This is a genomic window from Bradyrhizobium sp. USDA 3262, assembly GCF_054060035.1.
This window is the reverse complement of the sequence record NZ_JBSSCT010000001.1, coordinates 2567114-2585499: the sequence shown is the minus strand read 5'-3', so window position 1 is coordinate 2585499 and position 18386 is coordinate 2567114. Positions and strand designations below refer to the sequence as shown.

Genomic DNA, 18386 nt, shown 5'->3' with positions numbered 1-18386 from the left:
GGTGTGCTCGTGGCCATCCTTCGAGACGCCCGCCTTCGGCGGGTTCCTCAGGATGAGGTCTTGTTCTGCGGCACAATAGTAGACCCTCATGGTGAGGAGCGCCGGTTGCGGCGCGTCTCGAACCACGAGGCCAAGCACTTGCGCGGTCGCCAAGGGGCATATGCGATAGCCCTGGGGGTGACCGGGAGGGATCGGATGGATTGCGCATCGCCTCAGCGCAAGATTGCTCCGCAGTTTCGTCGCGAACTGCTCGCAATGACTGTGGTGCAAGGCGACACAGCCTCTCGGCATGCGAGGCGATGCATTCAGGCGCGCGGCAATGGCCGAATGCGCTGCGCGCTACTTCTGCTTGGGCAGCAGGCCCTTCAGCTTTTCCATGTCCTTGACGTTCATCTTCATGCCGCCGGGCATGATGATGTCACCGGCCTTCTGGTCGCTCTTGCAGGCGCCGAGCCACTTCGCCTCGATGGTCATCGTGGTGTCGCGCGAGCCGGCCGCGCCGCCCTCGGCATGCGAGGTGCTCTTCACCGTGTAGGCGGAATTGAAATCGCCGACGATCTCCGCATGGCTCTGCATCGTCATGCCGGCGACGCTGCAGACGCTGTCGCTGACATAGCCGGTCGCGGTCTTCTGGATATCCTGCTTGGAGCAGACTTCCTTGGCCATCGGCGAGGCCGCCGCGCTCATCTCCTTGTCGGTGGTCTCGTCGGTGCAGTGCTGCATGGTGATTTCCGGCATCGGCCCGCCGGTGCGCACCATTTTCATCTCCCACAGACCGGCCTTGCGGATCGGCAGGTCGACGGCACTTGCGGCGCCAGCGGACAGGACAAGGCACACAGCCGAACCAAGCAAGGCAAGCTGTCGGGTCATGCGGTCGGCTCCCGGCTGAACGATCGAAAGATTTGAAGCGCGCTCAGTAGAGCGTGCGCAACGGCCTCTGGGCTGCGCCATAGGGCACCCAGCGACAGGCGAACGAGATGTAGCCGCCCGGATAGTTCTGCATCGCAAGGAACTTGACCACCTTGCCGTAGGAGGCGCAGTGATCGACGGCGAGTTGCCGGGCGTCGCTCTGGGTCGCCAGCGTATAGGCGATGATACCGCCGGTATCATTGCCCTTGAACGGCGGCACCGGCTGCATCCAATCCGCCCGCGCCGGCACAACGGCCAGCATCCCGCAAACGGCAACCAGGCAAGCGGCCAATTTCCTTCGCATCGCAGACTCCATTTCGCTGAGACCAACATAGAGTGCGCCGGCGACCGTGAAAAGAACGAGCCGGCTCCCCAAGGTGGACTTCTCCGCAGGTGTTGCCGCGCTGCACTTGACCTTGCCGAGGCTTCGCGGCACCGTCCGCGGCATCGGATAATCGGGTGGATTCCCATGCGCAACCTGTTCAGCTCCCGCAATAAACTCGGCCGCAAGCTCGGCCTCGGCGCCGCACTCGTGGTCGGCACGCTGGCGTTCGGGGGCACGGCCCAGGCCGCCAATCCGTTCGAAATGAACTTTTGGCTGTCCGGCCCGCGCTATGACGGCAATGTGGCCCCATGCGAGAAGGCCCTGACGGTCATCAGCACGCAATTCCAGGAAAAGGAAGCGACCTTCTGGAATTCGCCGCTCGTGATCACCGGCTTCAACGGGATTCACGAAACCGCCTTCCGTCCCTGGCAGTCCGACAATATTCCGCGCCGCTATTGCAGCGGCGAGGCGATGCTGAGCGACGGCAAGGTGCGCAAGGTGCACTATTCGATCATCGAGGACGGCGGCTTTGCCAGCATCAATCAGGGCGTCGAATGGTGCGTCGCAGGACTCGACCGCAACTGGGCCTATAACCCGTCCTGCAAGGCCGCCCGGCCCTGATCTCCGACCAGACTGCTAAAGCAGGAGCCGCCGCCATTTGGACGGCGGCTTTTTGTTCTTGAAATGTTCTCGCGGCCTGCTAGGTTCTGGGCGGTCGAGTGAGGGGAGCGTTTGATGCCTCGGTTGGACACAATTTCCCGATTTTTGATTTCGGTTGCCATTATTCTGTGCGGTGCGGTTGGGGCCTCGGCCCAGGATCGCCGCCAGAATGCGCCCGGTGAGTTCGATTTCTATGTGCTGTCGCTGTCGTGGTCGCCCTCGTTCTGCGAGGCGGCGAGCGAGCGCGGCAACAACGGCCGCGGCACGCAGGCGCAGTGCGGCGGACGGCCCTATTCCTTCGTGGTGCACGGCCTGTGGCCGCAATATGAGCGGGGCTTTCCGGAATACTGCCAGCGGCCTTCGCCGCGACTCGCCCGCAGCATCATGAGCTCGATGCTCGACCTGATGCCGGCGCCCGGGCTGATCTACAACGAGTGGGACAAGCACGGCACCTGCTCGGGTCTCGGCGAACGCGCCTATTTCGAAGCCATCCGCAAAGCCCGCGCCACGGTGAAGATCCCCGAGGAATTCCTGCAATTGTCGGAGCCGAAGACGGTCGCGCCCGACGAGCTGGAGGCGGCGTTCATCAAGGTCAATCCGGGCCTCAGCAACTCCGCGATCTCGGTGACCTGCGACAGCAAGCGGCTCAGCGAGGTGCGGATCTGCCTCAGCAAGGATCTGCAATTCCGCTCCTGCGAGGAAATCGATCGCCGGGCCTGCCGCCGCGATCAGGTGCTGATGCCGCCGGTTCGCGGCGGCTGAAACTCTCTGCGTCATGGCCGGCGGACCCGCGCCGTGCGTCGTCGCGCAAAACGTCCCGACCACCTGCGCCATCGCGAAACAAGCAAGATAAGGCGCAGATGCCCGGGAGCCGGCTACGCCAAGCCTTCGCCGAGCTCGGATGTTAACCCCGCCGAAGCTTTAGCGAAGGCCGGGACAAGCCCGGGCATGACGAGTACAACATGCGCGACCCTTTGAGAGCGCAGCACGATCATCACATGAACTACCGTCACGCCTTTCATGCCGGCAGCTTTGCCGACGTCATCAAGCACATCGTGCTGGTGCGCATGCTCACCTATCTGCAGGACAAGCAGGCGCCGTTCCGCGTCATCGACACCCATGCCGGCGCCGGCCTCTATGATTTGACGTCGAACGAAGCGCAGCGCGGCGGCGAATGGCTCACCGGCATCGCGCGACTGATGCAGGCGCGGCTTTCCGACAAGGCGTTGCCGCTGATCGCGCCCTATCTCGACATCGTCAGGGCATTCAATCCGAGAGGCGAGCTGAAAGCCTATCCGGGTTCGCCGTTGATCGCGCGGGCGCTGATGCGTCCGCAAGATCGCCTCACCGCCTGCGAGATCGAACCGACGGCGCGCAAACAACTGATCGACGCCTTGCGCCGTGACGCGCAAGCGCGCGTCGTCGATCTCGATGGCTGGATGGCGCTGCCCGCATTCGTGCCGCCGAACGAGCGGCGCGGCCTGGTGCTGATCGATCCGCCGTTCGAAGCGAAGGACGAGTTCGAGCGGCTGGCCAGTGCTTTCACGGAAGCATTCGCGAAGTGGCCGACCGGCACGTATCTTTTGTGGTACCCCGTAAAAACCCGGAGAGCCACCGATGAGCTAGCGCGCAGCGTGGCCGCTGCAGCAGCAGCGAGTCGGCCCGCCGGCAAATGCCTGCGCTTGGAATTCAGTGTGGCACCGCAAGAAGCAGGCGCAGGCCTCGTTTCCACAGGGCTTTTGCTGGTGAATCCGCCGTGGACGCTGGCGAATGAGTTGAAGATCATCCTGCCCGAACTCGAGAGGCCGCTCGGTCAAGGCGGTGCGGGACGCTTCAGACTCGAGACGCCTAAACCTTGATCGACAGCTCCTACTGAAAAGTTCAATTTTGAGCATAGGCAATTTGCGCGGAACCGTATTATGCTCATCCTGTTACGACTGGCTTTACGTTCCGCTTCCGCGAATGGTTGCGGCGGAGTGACAAGGCCGAAATAAATCCAGGCAGACCGGCGGCGTGACGCTGGCCTGTTCAGGTGGCCAAGCTTCCGACAAGCGAATGTCGGTCAACCGCTACGCGGCGTGCGCGTAGCGGTGGAGCAATACGGGGGAGGAGTTTCCCGATGGCCATGACTGGGACAGTCAAGTTCTTCAACGGAGAGCGTGGCTACGGCTTCATCAAGCCTGATGATGGCGGCCGCGATGTGTTCGTTCACATCACAGCTGTCGAGCGTGCAGGATTGAAGGACCTGACTGAAGGACAACGCATTACGTTCGAGGTTGAGCCCGACAAGAAGGGCAAGGGCCCGAAGGCCGTCAACCTGGTGGTCTCATGACGAGCGCTCGCGATTCGCGGCTCGTGGTGAACGCCGAATGAGGCGTTGCGTGTGAGTTGACCGCCGAGCGCGCGGCTGGCGTGCTCTGGATGACCACCTGCATGATGCGGACGCGACTGGCGGTGCCGCATATCCCACACGTGCGGCCCACCGATTGGATTCGCGGACGCCGCGGCGTGTACGCCGCCATGCGCGACGTTGAGATCATCAACACAAAGAAAAACCCGGCCGCGCAAGGCGCGGCCGGGAGTTGATGGTCGACGTCTTCTTGTTCTCAAAAGTGATAGTTGATGCCGGCGCGAACCAGGCTGAAGCTGTAGCCGTTCGACACGCCACCGGTGATCGTGAAATTGCTGTTGGCAAGGTCGACGTAGAGATATTCGATCTTGGCGCTCCAGTGCGGGGCAAAGCCCATTTCGGCGCCGGCACCGACGGTGAAGCCTGCGTTGGTGTGGCTCTCCGTGATGCCGAACGTCTCGCCGCGCAGTTCGCCGAAGGCGAGACCGCCGGTCGCGTAGAACAGCACGTTGTTGACCGCATAGCCGGCGCGGCCGCGCACCGTGCCGAACCACGGGTTGGAGAATTTCCACGGCGCGAACCGGTCGTCGGCCGTGGTGCCTTGGATATCGGCCTCGATACCGAACACCCAGGGGGAGCCGTTCTGGAAGTTGTAGCCGGCCTGCACACCGCCGACGAACCCGGACGGCTTGGTCGGGTTGTTCTCGACCGAGCCCCAGCCATAGCCGACATTGCCGCCAAGATAGGGGCCGGCCCAGCTATAGGCATTGAGCGGCTGATAGACCGTATAGGGCGATCCGTAGTTGAGGTCGGCCGACGCCGCCGAGGTCGTCCAGCCTGCAACGATCAGTGCCAGCGCACGCGCGACAAACCGGGTCATTGGTACTCTCCACCACGCAACAGCCGCAGCCCGCCGGCCAGGGCCGGCGTGGTTACGGAATTCCACTTTTTTCGCTAAGGTTTATCGAGAGTTTTAAGTTAAAGGGCTGTTAAGCCCGGTTACCGGCCCGCTCATCAGTCTTAACAAGGTGTTACGCACCCCGTCCCGGCGTCCGCGCGGGGCCGGTAACCTCCTGCAATCGAGGTGGTTTTCTTGGTGCCGCCAACGCTGGCGACCGGTCGCCCAAGCACTTAGTTTACGGCCCATGGTTCACGATTCTCCCGAGCGTCCGACGCCGGCACCCAAAGCTGATCCCAAGGCTGCCCCCAAGCCACGGCGCGGTTCAAAGTCCGACCTGCCGCAGGACGATCTGGCGCTCGATACAAGCGACGTCGATCCCGAAACCTCCGCCGCCGAGGAGGAGGACGAGGCACGCCTGCCCGAGGCTTCGGAGGACGCCGCCGAGGCGGTCGCCGAGGGCACGCTCTCGGTCGGGCATGCCGCGATCGAGAACGCGGTCCGCCTCGCCCCGACCTCGCCCGGCGTCTACCGCATGCTCAACGCCGCCAACGACGTGCTCTATGTAGGCAAGGCGAAGAACGTCAAAAAGCGGCTGTCATCCTATGCGCGTGCCAACGCGCCGCTGCCGGCGCGCATCCTGCGCATGATCGCGGCGACCACGCAGGTCGAGATCGTCTCGACCATGACCGAGACCGAGGCGCTGCTGCTCGAAGCCAATCTGATCAAGCAGCTCCGTCCGCGCTTCAATGTGCAGCTGCGCGACGACAAGTCGTTTCCCTATATTCTGATCACCGGCGACCATTGGGCGCCGCAGATCCTCAAGCATCGCGGCGCGCAGTCGCGGCCGGGGCGCTATTTCGGCCCGTTCGCCAACGCAGGCGCGGTCAACCGCACCATCACGGCGCTACAGCGCGCGTTCCTGATCCGCTCCTGCACCGACGGCTTCTTCGAAAGCCGCAGCCGCCCCTGCCTGCTCTATCAGATCAAGCGCTGCGCCGGCCCCTGCACGCGCGAGATCGACTTCCCCGGCTATAGCGAACTGGTGCGCGAGGCGACCGAATTCCTGTCCGGCCGCAGCCACGCCGTCAAGGAGCTGCTCGCGGCCGAGATGGAGAAGGCCTCCGGCGAGCTCGAATTCGAGACCGCGGCGCTGTACCGCGACCGTCTCGCGGCGCTGTCGGCGATCCAGTCGCAGCAGGGCATCAATCCGCGCACGGTCGAAGAGGCCGACGTGTTCGCGATCCACCAGGAGGGCGGCTATTCCTGCGTCGAGGTGTTCTTCTTCCGCACCGGCCAGAACTGGGGCAACCGCGCCTATTTCCCCAAGGCCGAGAAGAGCTTCACGCCCGAGGAGGTGCTGTCCTCGTTCCTCGCGCAGTTCTACGACGACAAGCCGCCGCCGAAGCTGATCCTGCTGTCGCACGAGATCGAGGAAAGCGCGTTGCTCGCCGACGCGCTGTCGGTCAAGGCCGGATCCAAGGTCGAGGTCTCCATGCCGAAGCGCGGCGAGAAGAAGGAGCTGATCGGCCACGCGCTCACCAACGCGCGCGAGGCGCTTGGCCGCAAGCTGGCCGATACCGCGACGCAAAGCCGGCTGCTGGAGGGCATGGTCTCGACGCTCGGCCTGCCGCACACACCCAAGCGGATCGAGGTCTACGACAACAGCCACATCCAGGGCACCAACGCGGTCGGCGCGATGATCGTGGCGGGACCCGACGGGTTCATGAAGAACCAGTACCGCAAGTTCAACATCAAGTCCGAAGGGCTGACGCCCGGCGACGATTACGGAATGATGCGCGAGGTGCTGGAACGCCGCTTCAAGCGATTGCTGAAGCCGCCGGAGGGCGAGGCCGCTGCCAGGACAAAAGCGGATGACGATTCGTTTCCGCAATGGCCCGACCTCGTCATCATCGACGGCGGCCGCGGCCAGCTCAACGCGGTCCGGGAGATTTTCCAGAATCTCGGGCTGACCCAGGTCTCGCTGATGGCAGTGGCTAAGGGTCCGGAGCGCGACGCCGGGCGCGAAACCCTCTTCATGCCCGACCACGAGGCCATCAAGCTGGAGCCGCGGGACCCGGTGCTCTATTTCATCCAACGGCTGCGCGACGAGGCCCACCGCTTCGTGATCGGCTCGCACCGCAAGCTGCGCAAGAAGGACATCCGCGAGGCCGGCCTGCAGGAGATCCCGGGCATCGGCCCGTCCCGCAAGCGTGCCTTGCTGCACCACTTCGGAACGCTCAAGGAGATCGAGCGGGCCTCGATCGCCGACCTCGGCAAGGTTCCCGGCGTCAGCGCCGAGAGTGCCCGCAAGATTTTCGAGTTTTTCCACGCGCAGCCGGGTTAAACCAAAGGCGAGTCATCAGGGCGTCGCCTGCGACAGGGCATCTAGGGCATGATGCGAAAAAGTGTGAGGCAGTTATCCGAAAAGATCATGCTTAAACAACGAGCTAAGGCGCTATGACGATCCAGCGCAATCTGGTCGCGACTGACGCGTCCGCACGGTTGACCTTCTCGCTTCAGCGGTATTGGTAGAACGGATGAACATCGCCACGACCCGGGGACAGACCAAGACCATGTCCCTCCCGAATATCCTGACCTACGCCCGGATCGCCGCGATCCCGGTGGTGATCGGCTGCGTCTACTGGCAATCGATCCTGGACGGCCCGTTGTGGCTGCGCTGGGTGGCGCTGGCCGTGTTCATTGCGGCGGGAATCACCGACTATCTCGACGGCTATTATGCCCGGATGTGGGACCAGCAGTCCGCCTTCGGCCGGATGCTCGATCCGATCGCCGACAAGCTGCTCGTCGCCTCCAGCCTTCTGATGCTGGCCGCCGACAATTCGATCCATGGCTGGACGCTGTGGGCGGCGATCGTGATCCTGTGCCGCGAGATCCTGGTCTCGGGCCTGCGCGAATATCTCGCAGGCTTGCGGGTCAGCGTTCCCGTCACCAAGCTGGCGAAATGGAAGACGACGATCCAGCTGGTGGCGATCGGCTTTCTGATCGCCGGCGAAGCGGGCGAGCAGGTCTTCCCGGCCACCACTCTGATCGGCATCGTGCTGCTGTGGATGTCGGCGATCTTCACGATCTACACCGGCTGGGATTATTTCCGTGCCGGCATCCATCACCTCATCAAGGAGGATGAGGGATGAAGCTGAAATATTTCGCCTGGGTGCGCGAACGCATCGGCAAGGCTGAAGAGATCGTCGAGCCGCCGGCCGACGTGCGCACCGTCGGCGACCTGATCGGCTGGCTTGCCGCGCGCGACGATGCCTACGCCTATGCCTTCGAGAAGCCGACGGTGATCCGCGCTGCGATCGACCACGCCCATGTCAAATCGGACGCGACGATCTCCGGCGCCCGCGAGATCGCGTTCTTTCCGCCGATGACCGGCGGCTAAATCCCAACATGACCATCGCAGCGACCATCCGTATCCAGCAAGCCGACTTCGACATCGCGCAGGAGATCGCCGCCTTGAGCAAGGGCCGCACCGATGTCGGCGCGGTCGTCAGCTTCAGCGGCATCTGCCGCGGCAGCGAGCAGGGCGAACCGATCGCGGCGCTGACGCTCGAACATTACCCTGAAATGGCGGAAGCCGAGATTGGACGCCACGCCGACGAGGCGCTGTCGCGCTGGCCGTTGCAGGGCCTCACCATCATCCATCGTTTCGGCCGCATCGCGCCGGGCGAGAACATCGTGCTGGTCGTGACCGCCTCGGCGCACCGGCAGGCCGCGTTCGAGGCCGCCGAGTTCCTGATGGACTATCTGAAGACCAACGCACCGTTCTGGAAGCGCGAGGAAAGCGCGCGCGGCGCGAGCTGGATCGAGGCGCAGGACCACGACGACGCGGCCGCCGCGCGCTGGACCAAATCCTGATGGCCAAGCGCAGCAAAGTGCCGGCCAAGCGCAGCCCCGCCGTGCCGAAAGCGCCGAAAGTCGGTGCCGGCGAGCTTCACACCCTGTTCGATTTCCTGCGCTATGCCGTGAGCCGCTTCAACGCAGCCAAGCTCGTGTTCGCACACGGCACCACCGATCCGGTGGCCGAAGCCGCGTTCCTGATCTGCGAGACGCTGCACCTGCATCCCGACCAGTTCGAGAATTTTGCCACCGCGCGCGTCACGATTGCCGAGGGCAAGCAGATCCTCGACCTGATCGAGCGCCGGATCGCGACGCGGAAGCCGGCCGCCTATCTCGTCAACAAGGTCTATATGCGCGGCCTGCCGTTCTATGTCGACGAGCGCACCATCGTGCCGCGCTCCTTCATCGGCGAATTGCTGGATTCGCATTTCGGCGGCGACGAGCACGGCACCTCGCTGATCGGCGATCCCGAAGAGGTCGAACGCGTGCTCGACCTCTGCACCGGCTCCGGCTGCCTTGCGATTTTGGCGGCGCGACATTTTCCCAACTCCGCGGTCGACGCGGTCGATATTTCAAAGGATGCGCTCGAGGTCGCCGCGCGCAACGTCGCCGACCACGGCCTCGACGATCGCCTGACGCTCCATCGCGGCGACCTGTTCAAGCCGCTCGGCGACAGCAGATACGATCTGATCATCTCGAACCCGCCCTATGTCGACGCCGAAGGCATGGCGGCGCTGCCGCGCGAGTGCCGTGCCGAGCCGAAGATCGCGTTCGATGGCGGCGCCGACGGGCTCGATATCGTCCGTCGCCTGATCGATGAGGCGAGGCAGCATCTGACCCCGCAGGGCGGGCTGCTTTGCGAGATCGGCCGCGGCCGCGACAATCTCGAGGCCGCCTATCCGAACCTGCCGCTGCTCTGGCTCGACACCGAGGACTCCGAGGGCGAGGTGTTCTGGATCGCTGCCGCGGACCTCTGACCGGCGTGCCGCCGCCGGCTCCGGCGATTTACGGAGCCCGATCCGGGCGAAACGAAAATCGTGTGCAGTTCCAGCCGGTTCCGAAGATCGCTGGCCCGTCGAATCAACAATGGTGCTAAGGTCGCGGTCCGGGGACGTTCGGACAGAGGGCGCGGGCGCGCGACATGATTCGCATTTCGACGATCTTCATCGCCATCTGCATGGTGCTGGTCGCAGCCTCGCTCGGCTTCGTGCTGTATTCGGTGGCGGGCATCAGCGGATCGGAATCGGCGATCGTGGCGCTCGCCGCCCTCACCTGCCTGATCCTCTACAACGCGGTCTCGATGCGGCTGCGTGACCGCAGCGACGTCGGCGGCCAGATCGCGGATCTGTCGCGCGGCACCGCCGACCTTGCCCGCCAGGTCGCCGAATTCGGCCGCCGGCTCGCCGCAGTCGAGGGCCGCGTCGCCTCGGCCAACTCCACCGGCGCCGACCGGATGCAGGGCATGGCCGGCGAGATCAGCGAGCTCGGCGGACTGGTGCGGCAGCTTGCGGCATCCGTCGCCCATCATGAGGATCTGCTGGCAGCGGCTCCGGTGCAGACGGTCGCGTCCCCGCGCGACGATGTGCTGCAACGGGTCGCGCCAGCGCCGACCGTCGTGGTTGCGCCTCAGCCGACACCTGCGGCTCCGCCGGAGGTCTCGCGCAGCGAGACCCAACTGATCGGCGCGATCAGGCAGGCCATCGACGAGAACCGCCTCGACATCTACCTGCAGCCGATGGTGACGCTGCCGCAGCGCAAGGTGCGCTACTACGAGGCGGTGACGCGGCTGCGCGACGAGCGCGACCAGGTGCTGGCCGCCGAGGATTTCATCGAGGCGGCCGAGGCCGGCGGCCTGATCGGCCGCATCGATCACATGGTGATGCTCCGCTGCGTCCAGGTGCTGCGCCGCCTGATGATCCGCAGCAAGGATGTCGGCGTGTTCTGCAACGTCTCGGCGGCGACGCTATCCAGCCCGCAGCACTTCACCCAGTGTCTCGACTTCCTCGAGGCCAACCGCGCGCTGGCGCCGTCCTTCGTGCTCGAGTTCAAGCAGGCGACCTTCCGCAATCTCGGCCCGACCGAGAGCGAAAACCTCGCGGCGCTGGCACAGCGCGGCTACCGGTTCTCGATCGACCATGTCAGCGACCTTCGCCTCGAGCCGCGCGAGCTCGCCGATCGCGGCGTCCGCTTCATCAAGGTGCCGGCGGCGCTGCTGCTTGACGCCAGGCAGATCGCGACCACCGATATCCATCCTTCCGATCTGTCCGACCTGCTCGGCCGCTACGGCATCGACCTGATCGCCGAACGGATCGAGGGCGAACGCTCGGTGGTCGACCTGCTCGACTACGATGTCCGGTTCGGCCAGGGGTTCCTGTTCGCGCCGCCGCGGCCGTTGCGGCCGGAGGGGGCATCTGCTACCGCCGAGGCTCCGCAGACCAACCCCCAGGATCTTAATGGCGCCAGCACTTCAGCCCCTGTCTCCAGCCCCGCAGCTCCGCCGCGCGCAACCGGCAGCGCCGCGTTGGCGCGCCGCGCCCTCGGTCCAAATTAGCCGGCAATTCGCATCATGACCTCGCTGCGTTACGTAGAGCGGCTGCGCGATCTCATTGGCGGCGTCGACGTCGTGCTGTCGGACATCTGGGGCGTCGTGCACAACGGCCTCGAGTCCTTCCCCGAGGCCTGCGAGGCACTGCACACGTTCCGCCAGAAAGGCGGCACGGTCATCCTGATCACCAACGCGCCGCGGCCGGCCGATTCCGTGCAGCGACAGCTGCGCAAGCTCGGCGTCGCCGACGAGACCTATGATGCGATCGTCTCCTCGGGCGACCTGACGCGCCACTTCGTGGCCGATCATCCCGGCCAGAAGATCTTCTGGATCGGCCCGGAGCGCGACAGCTCGATCCACCGCGGCCTCGACGCCACGCTGGTGCCGCTGGAGCAGGCCGACTACATCATCTGCACTGGCCTGTTCGACGACGAGACCGAGTCGGCCGAAGATTACCGCGACACGCTGCTGAAGGCGCTCGAGCGCAAGCTCACGCTGGTCTGCGCCAATCCCGATATCGTGGTCGAGCGCGGCGACCGGCTGATCTATTGCGCCGGCGCGGTCGCCGAACTCTATCGCGAGCTCGGGGGCGAAGTGATCTTCTACGGCAAGCCGCACCGGCCGATCTATGAGCGCGCCATGGCGCTGGCCACCGAGCGCCGCGGGGGTCCGACCGAGCTCAGCCGCGTGCTCGCGATCGGCGATTCCGTGCGCACCGATCTCACCGGCGCCCATGGCTTCGGCATCGATCTCCTGTTCGTCACCCGCGGCATCCATTCCGAACAGTTCGAGGGCATCGAGCAGCTCGATGCGGCCTCGATCAAGGAATTGTTCGGCCATCCGCCGCGCGCGCTGATGCGCGAGCTGAAGTGGTAGCGGAAGCAACCCATCGCAGGGGCGCGGGCCAAAATATCGAAAACAACCCCATGCAAAGGAGCCGGCGGCGGCCGACGTTCGACCAGCCAACTTGACACGTCGGGCAACTCAGGGATATTCTTCTAATATTCCGAAATCGTGCAATCCGCGTCATGCTTTAGCCCCGTCATCCTGAGGAGCGCGCTCTTGCGCGCGTCTCGAAGGATGCACGGCCACCAGCCAGGCCGTCGACCCTTCGAGACGCCGCTTCGCGGCCTCAGGGTGACGGTGAGGCGGCGCTGGTCATTCGCTAACGCGCGATGAGATGAGGATGAATCGTGATGCGATGGGCGGGCGGTTACGCCGTCGCCATGTCCGGGAACACCGCCTCGATCTTGGTCTTCAGCGTGGCCGCGTTGAACGGCTTGACGATGTAGTTGTTCACGCCGGCCTTCTTGGCCGCGATCACGTTCTCGGTCTTGGATTCCGCCGTGATCATGATGAAGGGCGTGGTCGCAAGGTTGGGATCGGCGCGGACTTCCTTGAGCAGGTCGTAGCCGGTCATCGGCTCCATGTTCCAGTCGGAAATCACCAGGCCATACTTCTTGCCGCGCATCTTGTTCAGCGCTGCGGAGCCGTCGGAGGCATCGTCGATATTTTCGAATCCAAGCTGCTTGAGAAGATTCCGGATGATGCGGATCATGGTGCTGTAATCATCAACCACCAGAACCGGCATGGACAAATCAACCGCCATCTTTCCCCCCAAAACGACAAACGCAACTTGGCTTCTGCACAAACGCAGCTTTCCGCCAACGACTAACAGCAGGCGTTAAACAGCGCGTTAACCGGCTGAATCCGGATTGTTACGGATTTGACGCGATTTTCGTTAGCCTTGACTTCCACGCCGCCGCCGCGTCACGGTCCGGCCCGCACCAATCATGCTTAAGAATCCTTGAAGAATACCGCTCATGAGCACCGGCTTTACCGTTATCCGCGACAACACCCCCGCAAGCGCCATTCCGAAAGGCGCCGTGGTCGCGATGGGGAATTTCGATGGCGTCCACCTCGGTCACCGCGCCGTGATCGGCGCGGCGCTTGCGATGGGCAGAGCACACGGCGTGCCCGCGCTCGCCGTGACCTTCGAGCCGCATCCGCGCAGCTTCTTCAGCCCGAACACCCCGCAATTCCGTCTCACGGACGAGACCAACAAGCTGCGGCTGCTCGCGGCCACCGGGCTCGCCGGCGCCGTCGTGATGACCTTCGACAAGGCGCGCGCCGGGACCTCGGCACAGGATTTCATTCACCATGACCTGATCGGCCGGCTCGGCATCAGCGGGATCGCGGTCGGTTACGACTTTCATTTCGGCAAGGGCCGGGTCGGCTCGCCGAGCCTCCTGGTCAGCGAAGCGCCGCGGCTCGGCATCGAGGTCGATGTGCAGGCCCATGTCGACATCGAGGAACGCCCGGTTTCCTCCAGCGCCATCCGCATGGCGCTCGCCGAGGGCGAGATCGCGGATGCGACCACGATGCTGGGCGGACCGTGGTTCGTCACCGGCAAGGTGGTCCACGGCGAGAAGCGCGGCCGCGACCTCGGCTACCCCACCGCCAATATCCGCCTCGACAAGCATTGCGGCCTGAAGCACGGCATCTACGCGGTGCGGGTCGGCAAGGGCTCGCAACGGTTCGACGGCGTCGCAAGCTTCGGGCGCCGGCCGACCTTCGACAACGGCGCGCCGCTGCTCGAGGTGTTCCTGTTCGACTTCAAGGGCGATCTGTACGACGCGGTCCTTGATGTCGCATTCATCGGTTTCATTCGCGAAGAGCTGAAATTCGACACCATCGAGGCGTTGATACGCCAGATGGATGACGACAGCGCCAAGGCGCGCGCGCTACTTGCCGCGGCGCCCGACGCGTTCCCGCAGCTCGGAGTGATTGGTTGAACAGGACTGAAAAGCAAAAAATGCTGGCGGGCGAGCTGTATCGCCCGGATGCGGAGCTCGCCGCCGACCATACCGCGGCGGAACACTGGATGACGCGCTACAACGCATCGGGCGCATCGTCCGCGGCCGAGTTGCACGCGCTGCTCGGCGAGCGCTTCCGCAAGGTCGGCAGGGATGCCGTGATCCGGCCGCCGTTCTTCTGCGACTACGGCAGCAATATCAGCCTCGGCGACGGCGTGTTCCTCAACTTCAATTGCGTGATCCTCGACGTCGTCGAGGTCACGATCGGCGATCGGACCCAGATCGGACCCGCGGTGCAGATCTATACCGCCGACCACCCGCGCGATGCCGAAACCCGCCGCGCCGGGCTGGAATTCGGCCGCCCGATCCGGATCGGCAGCGACGTCTGGATCGGCGGGGGTGCCATCATCCTGCCCGGCGTCACGATCGGCGACGGCGCCCTGGTCGGGGCCGGCAGCGTGGTCACACGGAACGTCGCCCCCGGCGCGATCGTGGCCGGAAATCCGGCCCGGGCACGGCTGGCCTAGAGCGGGATGAAGTCAGGTTGAATCGGTTTGACCGCGGGTTCGGTCCACCTCTCCCCGGCGGGGAGAGGTCGATTTGCGCAGCAAATCGGGTGAGGGGCCGCAGCTCCACCGAGAGACCTTAACCCCTCACCCGGCGCTTCGCGCCGACCTCTCCCAAGGGAGAGGTGAACTCGCCGCCGTCGCTCCAGCTCAACCAAGTCCCGCTCTAGGGGCGGTCCCGCGGTACGGGCCGCAGGCCACCGGGGGCTTTGCGATTTCCCCGTCCGGCTGCTATGGAAACCCCATGTTTTCGCGGCGCATCATACGGATTAGCTGCCCGGCTTCCGCCTGAGCCTGAAGGCTCGGCGCAAGACCGGGACTTCGCCGTTTCACCCGCGATTGATCGCGTATCCGCGCCCGCACCTGCCAAATCAGAGCTTTCATGTCCGACAAGCCGCAAAAGACCGACGCCCAAAAGACCGACGTTAGGGACTATTCCAAGACCCTTTACCTGCCGCAGACGGAATTCCCGATGCGCGCCGGCCTGCCGCAGCGCGAGCCGGAAATCCTGAAATACTGGAACGAGATCGGCCTCTACGACAAGCTCCGCCGGGAAGCCGAGGGCCGCGCCAAATTCGTGCTGCATGACGGCCCGCCCTACGCCAACGGCAACATCCATATCGGGCACGCGCTGAACAAGATCCTCAAGGACGTCGTGACCAAGAGCCAGCAGATGCTCGGTTTCGACTCCAACTACGTGCCGGGCTGGGACTGCCACGGCCTGCCGATCGAATGGAAGATCGAGGAGGAGAACTACCGCTCCAAGGGCAAGCAGAAGCCCGACTTCCGCGACTCGGCGGCGATGGTCGCGTTCCGCAGGGAATGCCGTGCCTATGCGACGCACTGGATCAACGTGCAGCGCGAGGAGTTCAAGCGGCTCGGCATCATCGGCGACTGGGATCATCCCTACCAGACGATGAGCTATCCGGCCGAAGCCCAGATCGCCCGCGAGCTGATGAAGTTCGCGGCCAACGGCACGCTCTATCGCGGCTCGAAGCCGGTAATGTGGAGCGTGGTCGAGAAGACCGCGCTTGCCGAAGCCGAGGTCGAATACGAGGACCACACCTCCGACATGGTGTGGGTGAAATTCCCGGTCACCTCGCCGGCGCATGGCGCGCTGGCCAATGCCTCGGTCGTGATCTGGACCACCACGCCGTGGACGCTGCCCGGCAACCGCGCGATCTCGTTCTCGCCGAAGATCGCCTACGGCCTCTACAAGGTGACGGATGCGCCGGCGGACAATTGGGCGAAGACCGGCGATCTGTTGATCCTGGCCGACGCGCTTGCCGCCGAGGTGTTCAAGCAGGCGCGCGTCACGTCCTATGAGAAGGTCCGCGATATTCCCGGCGACACGCTGGACGCCGTGGAATGCGCCCATCCGCTGCGCGGCTTCGGTGGCGGCTACGAATTCATCGTGCCGCTGCTCGCCGGCGAGCATGTCACCGACGACACCGGCACCGGCTTCGTGCACACCGCGCCGAGCCACGGCCGCGAGGACTTCGACGTCTGGACGGCCAACACCCGCGAGCTCGATGCGCGCGGCATCCCGACGGCGATCCCGTATACGGTCGACGAGAACGGCGCGTTTACCGCGCAGGCTCCGGGCTTCACCGGCAAACGCGTGCTCAACGACAAGGGCGAGAAGGGCGATGCCAACGAGGCCGTGATCAAGGCGCTGATCGAGGCCGGCAAGCTGCTCGCGCGCGGCCGCCTCAAGCATCAGTATCCGCACTCCTGGCGCTCCAAGAAGCCGGTGATCTTCCGCAACACGCCGCAATGGTTCATCGCGATGGACAAGCCCATCGTAGACGCCCCGGGCAAGCCCGGGGCTACGGACATCGCCGAGAATGGCCATGCGAAAAAGGGCGACACGCTACGCGCCCGCGCGCTGCACGCGATCTCGGTCACGCAATGGGTGCCGCCGGCCGGCGAGAACCGCATCAACGGCATGATCGCCAACCGTCCCGACTGGGTGATCTCGCGGCAGCGCGCCTGGGGCGTGCCGATCGCCGTGTTCGTGCGCGAGAACAGCGACGGCTCGGCCGAGATCCTGCAGGACGAGGTGGTCAACCAGCGCATCACCGAGGCGTTCATGGAGGAAGGCGCCGACGCCTGGTACAGGGACGGCGCCCGCGAGCGTTTCCTCGGGTCACGCGCGTCCGAGAACTGGAAGAAGGTCGACGACATCTGCGACGTCTGGTTCGATTCCGGCTCCACGCACGCCTTCGTGCTGGAAGACCGCCAGAATTTCCCGCAGCTCGGCAACATCGTCCGCAAGGTCGATGGCGGCGACGACACCGTGATGTATCTCGAAGGCAGCGACCAGCATCGCGGCTGGTTCCACTCGTCGCTCTTGGAAAGCGCCGGCACGCGCGGCCGCGCGCCCTACGACATCGTGCTCACCCACGGCTTCACGCTCGACGAGAACGGCCGCAAGATGTCGAAATCGCTCGGCAACACCGTCGAGCCGCAGAAGGTGATCAAGGATTCCGGCGCGGACATCCTGCGCCTGTGGGTGTGCGCCACCGACTATGCCGACGACCAGCGCATCGGCCCGGAGATCCTCAAGAACACCATCGAGACCTACCGCAAGCTGCGCAACTCGATCCGCTGGATGCTCGGCACGCTGCATCATTTCAAGCCGAGCGAGAAGGTCGCCTTTGCCGAGATGCCCGAGCTCGAGCGGCTGATGCTGCACGAGCTCGCCGGCCACGCCGAGACCATCCGCAAGGCCTATGCCGACTTCGACTACAAGACCGTGGTCGCAAGCCTTGCGGCGTTCATGAACTCCGAGCTGTCGGCGTTCTACTTCGACATCCGCAAGGACACGCTGTATTGCGATCCGCCGTCCTCGGTGGCGCGCAAGGCGGCGCTGACCACGATCGATCTGCTCTGCGACGCGATCCTGAAATGGCTGGCGCCGATCCTCAGCTTCACCACCGACGAAGCCTGGCGGATGTATCGGCCGAACGCCGAGCCTTCGGTGCATCTGACGCTGTTCCCCGAAGGTCTCGAGCAGTTCCGCGACGACGCGCTTGCCGCGAAATGGGAGACGATCCGCAACGTTCGCCGCGTCGTCACCGGCGCGCTCGAACTCGAACGCGCCGCCAAGCGCATCGGCTCCTCGCTCGAGGCATCGCCGGTGATCTACGTCGCCGACAGGCAGATGCTGGCCACATTGTTCGACATCGATCTCGCCGAGGTCTGCATCACCTCGAACTACGAGGTGCGCGAGGGCGAGGCGCCGGCGAACGCCTTCCGCCTCGATGCCGTGCCTGGCGTTGCGGTCGTGGTCGAGAAGGCGGTCGGCACCAAATGCGCCCGTTCGTGGAAGATCCTGCCGACGGTGGGCGAGGACCCCGAATATCCCGACGTCTCGCCGCGCGACGCGCAAGCGCTGCGCGAATGGAAGGCGCTGGGGGGCAGCGCCTAACGTCCTCTGTCGTCCCTGCGAAA

The 18386-nt window shown here is 64.7% G+C and carries 19 protein-coding genes; 15 read left to right on the top strand and 4 right to left on the bottom strand.

Annotated elements, in window-relative coordinates; translation table 11 throughout:
• Positions 1 to 339: 339 nt before the first annotated feature.
• Both ACVWYP_RS12065 and ACVWYP_RS12060 read right to left on the bottom strand, forming a co-directional pair.
• Positions 340 to 870 carry a DUF3617 domain-containing protein gene (locus tag ACVWYP_RS12065; RefSeq protein WP_018269802.1) on the bottom strand — a complete coding sequence of 177 codons (531 nt, stop codon included), beginning with the start codon at positions 868 to 870 and terminating at the stop codon, positions 340 to 342.
• 43 nt (positions 871 to 913) lie between these two features.
• Positions 914 to 1213: a hypothetical protein gene (locus ACVWYP_RS12060; protein ID WP_028341043.1), complete on the bottom strand. Its 300-nt coding sequence runs from the start codon at positions 1211 to 1213 to the stop codon at positions 914 to 916.
• Between the two features lie 165 nt (positions 1214 to 1378).
• Here ACVWYP_RS12060 and ACVWYP_RS12055 point away from each other — a divergent pair, with 165 nt between their 5' ends.
• The 5 genes from ACVWYP_RS12055 to ACVWYP_RS12035 all read left to right on the top strand — a co-directional run bounded on the left by ACVWYP_RS12055 (position 1379) and on the right by ACVWYP_RS12035 (position 4480).
• A complete protein-coding gene (locus ACVWYP_RS12055; RefSeq protein ID WP_304498788.1) occupies positions 1379 to 1855 on the top strand; it encodes a hypothetical protein in 477 nt (158 codons plus the stop codon).
• A gap of 114 nt (positions 1856 to 1969) precedes the next feature.
• A complete protein-coding gene (locus tag ACVWYP_RS12050) occupies positions 1970 to 2656 on the top strand; it encodes a ribonuclease T2 (RefSeq protein ID WP_304498787.1) in 687 nt (228 codons plus the stop codon).
• 236 nt (positions 2657 to 2892) lie between these two features.
• The gene (locus ACVWYP_RS12045) at positions 2893 to 3753 is read left to right on the top strand and encodes a 23S rRNA (adenine(2030)-N(6))-methyltransferase RlmJ (RefSeq protein WP_456684308.1); all 861 of its coding nucleotides are present in this window, start codon (positions 2893 to 2895) and stop codon (positions 3751 to 3753) included.
• A 260-nt stretch (positions 3754 to 4013) separates the two neighbouring features.
• Complete coding sequence (locus ACVWYP_RS12040) at positions 4014 to 4226, top strand: cold-shock protein (protein WP_016844477.1); 213 nt, start codon at positions 4014 to 4016, stop codon at positions 4224 to 4226.
• Positions 4227 to 4282: 56 nt separating this feature from the next.
• Positions 4283 to 4480, top strand: coding sequence for a hypothetical protein (locus ACVWYP_RS12035; RefSeq protein ID WP_304498786.1), 198 nt, complete (start codon positions 4283 to 4285; stop codon positions 4478 to 4480).
• Between the two features lie 20 nt (positions 4481 to 4500).
• On the opposite strand, the gene ACVWYP_RS12030 is transcribed toward ACVWYP_RS12035, so the two are convergent.
• Positions 4501 to 5124, bottom strand: coding sequence for an outer membrane protein (locus tag ACVWYP_RS12030; protein WP_016844476.1), 624 nt, complete (start codon positions 5122 to 5124; stop codon positions 4501 to 4503).
• Between the two features lie 265 nt (positions 5125 to 5389).
• On the opposite strand from ACVWYP_RS12030, the gene uvrC reads away from it, so the two are divergent.
• From uvrC to ACVWYP_RS11995, 7 genes are all read left to right on the top strand, one after another.
• A complete protein-coding gene (gene uvrC, locus ACVWYP_RS12025) occupies positions 5390 to 7489 on the top strand; it encodes an excinuclease ABC subunit UvrC (RefSeq protein ID WP_304498785.1) in 2100 nt (699 codons plus the stop codon).
• A gap of 193 nt (positions 7490 to 7682) precedes the next feature.
• On the top strand, positions 7683 to 8297 hold the full coding sequence (gene pgsA, locus ACVWYP_RS12020) for a CDP-diacylglycerol--glycerol-3-phosphate 3-phosphatidyltransferase (RefSeq protein ID WP_016844474.1): 615 nt from the start codon (positions 7683 to 7685) through the stop codon (positions 8295 to 8297).
• Complete coding sequence (moaD, locus tag ACVWYP_RS12015; protein WP_304498784.1) at positions 8294 to 8545, top strand: molybdopterin converting factor subunit 1; 252 nt, start codon at positions 8294 to 8296, stop codon at positions 8543 to 8545. Before pgsA ends, moaD begins: the two co-directional genes overlap by 4 nt.
• A gap of 8 nt (positions 8546 to 8553) precedes the next feature.
• On the top strand, positions 8554 to 9021 hold the full coding sequence (locus ACVWYP_RS12010) for a molybdenum cofactor biosynthesis protein MoaE (protein ID WP_304498783.1): 468 nt from the start codon (positions 8554 to 8556) through the stop codon (positions 9019 to 9021).
• Positions 9021 to 9980 carry a 50S ribosomal protein L3 N(5)-glutamine methyltransferase gene (prmB, locus tag ACVWYP_RS12005; protein ID WP_304498782.1) on the top strand — a complete coding sequence of 320 codons (960 nt, stop codon included), beginning with the start codon at positions 9021 to 9023 and terminating at the stop codon, positions 9978 to 9980. Before ACVWYP_RS12010 ends, prmB begins: the two co-directional genes overlap by 1 nt.
• 164 nt (positions 9981 to 10144) lie before the next feature.
• On the top strand, positions 10145 to 11554 hold the full coding sequence (locus ACVWYP_RS12000) for an EAL domain-containing protein (RefSeq protein WP_304498781.1): 1410 nt from the start codon (positions 10145 to 10147) through the stop codon (positions 11552 to 11554).
• 15 nt (positions 11555 to 11569) lie between these two features.
• Positions 11570 to 12424 (top strand): TIGR01459 family HAD-type hydrolase, encoded by an 855-nt coding sequence (locus ACVWYP_RS11995; RefSeq protein ID WP_304498780.1) that lies wholly within the window; start codon positions 11570 to 11572, stop codon positions 12422 to 12424.
• Positions 12425 to 12761: 337 nt separating this feature from the next.
• Here ACVWYP_RS11995 and ACVWYP_RS11990 read toward each other — a convergent pair whose 3' ends face one another.
• Positions 12762 to 13157: a response regulator gene (locus tag ACVWYP_RS11990; RefSeq protein ID WP_016844467.1), complete on the bottom strand. Its 396-nt coding sequence runs from the start codon at positions 13155 to 13157 to the stop codon at positions 12762 to 12764.
• Between the two features lie 214 nt (positions 13158 to 13371).
• Between ACVWYP_RS11990 and ACVWYP_RS11985 the strand changes: the two genes are divergently transcribed.
• From ACVWYP_RS11985 to ileS, 3 genes are all read left to right on the top strand, one after another.
• Positions 13372 to 14343, top strand: coding sequence for a bifunctional riboflavin kinase/FAD synthetase (locus tag ACVWYP_RS11985; protein WP_304498779.1), 972 nt, complete (start codon positions 13372 to 13374; stop codon positions 14341 to 14343).
• Positions 14340 to 14891: a sugar O-acetyltransferase gene (locus ACVWYP_RS11980; RefSeq protein WP_304498778.1), complete on the top strand. Its 552-nt coding sequence runs from the start codon at positions 14340 to 14342 to the stop codon at positions 14889 to 14891. Before ACVWYP_RS11985 ends, ACVWYP_RS11980 begins: the two co-directional genes overlap by 4 nt.
• Positions 14892 to 15312: 421 nt before the next feature.
• On the top strand, positions 15313 to 18363 hold the full coding sequence (gene ileS / locus ACVWYP_RS11975) for an isoleucine--tRNA ligase (protein WP_304498777.1): 3051 nt from the start codon (positions 15313 to 15315) through the stop codon (positions 18361 to 18363).
• Positions 18364 to 18386 lie beyond the last annotated feature (23 nt).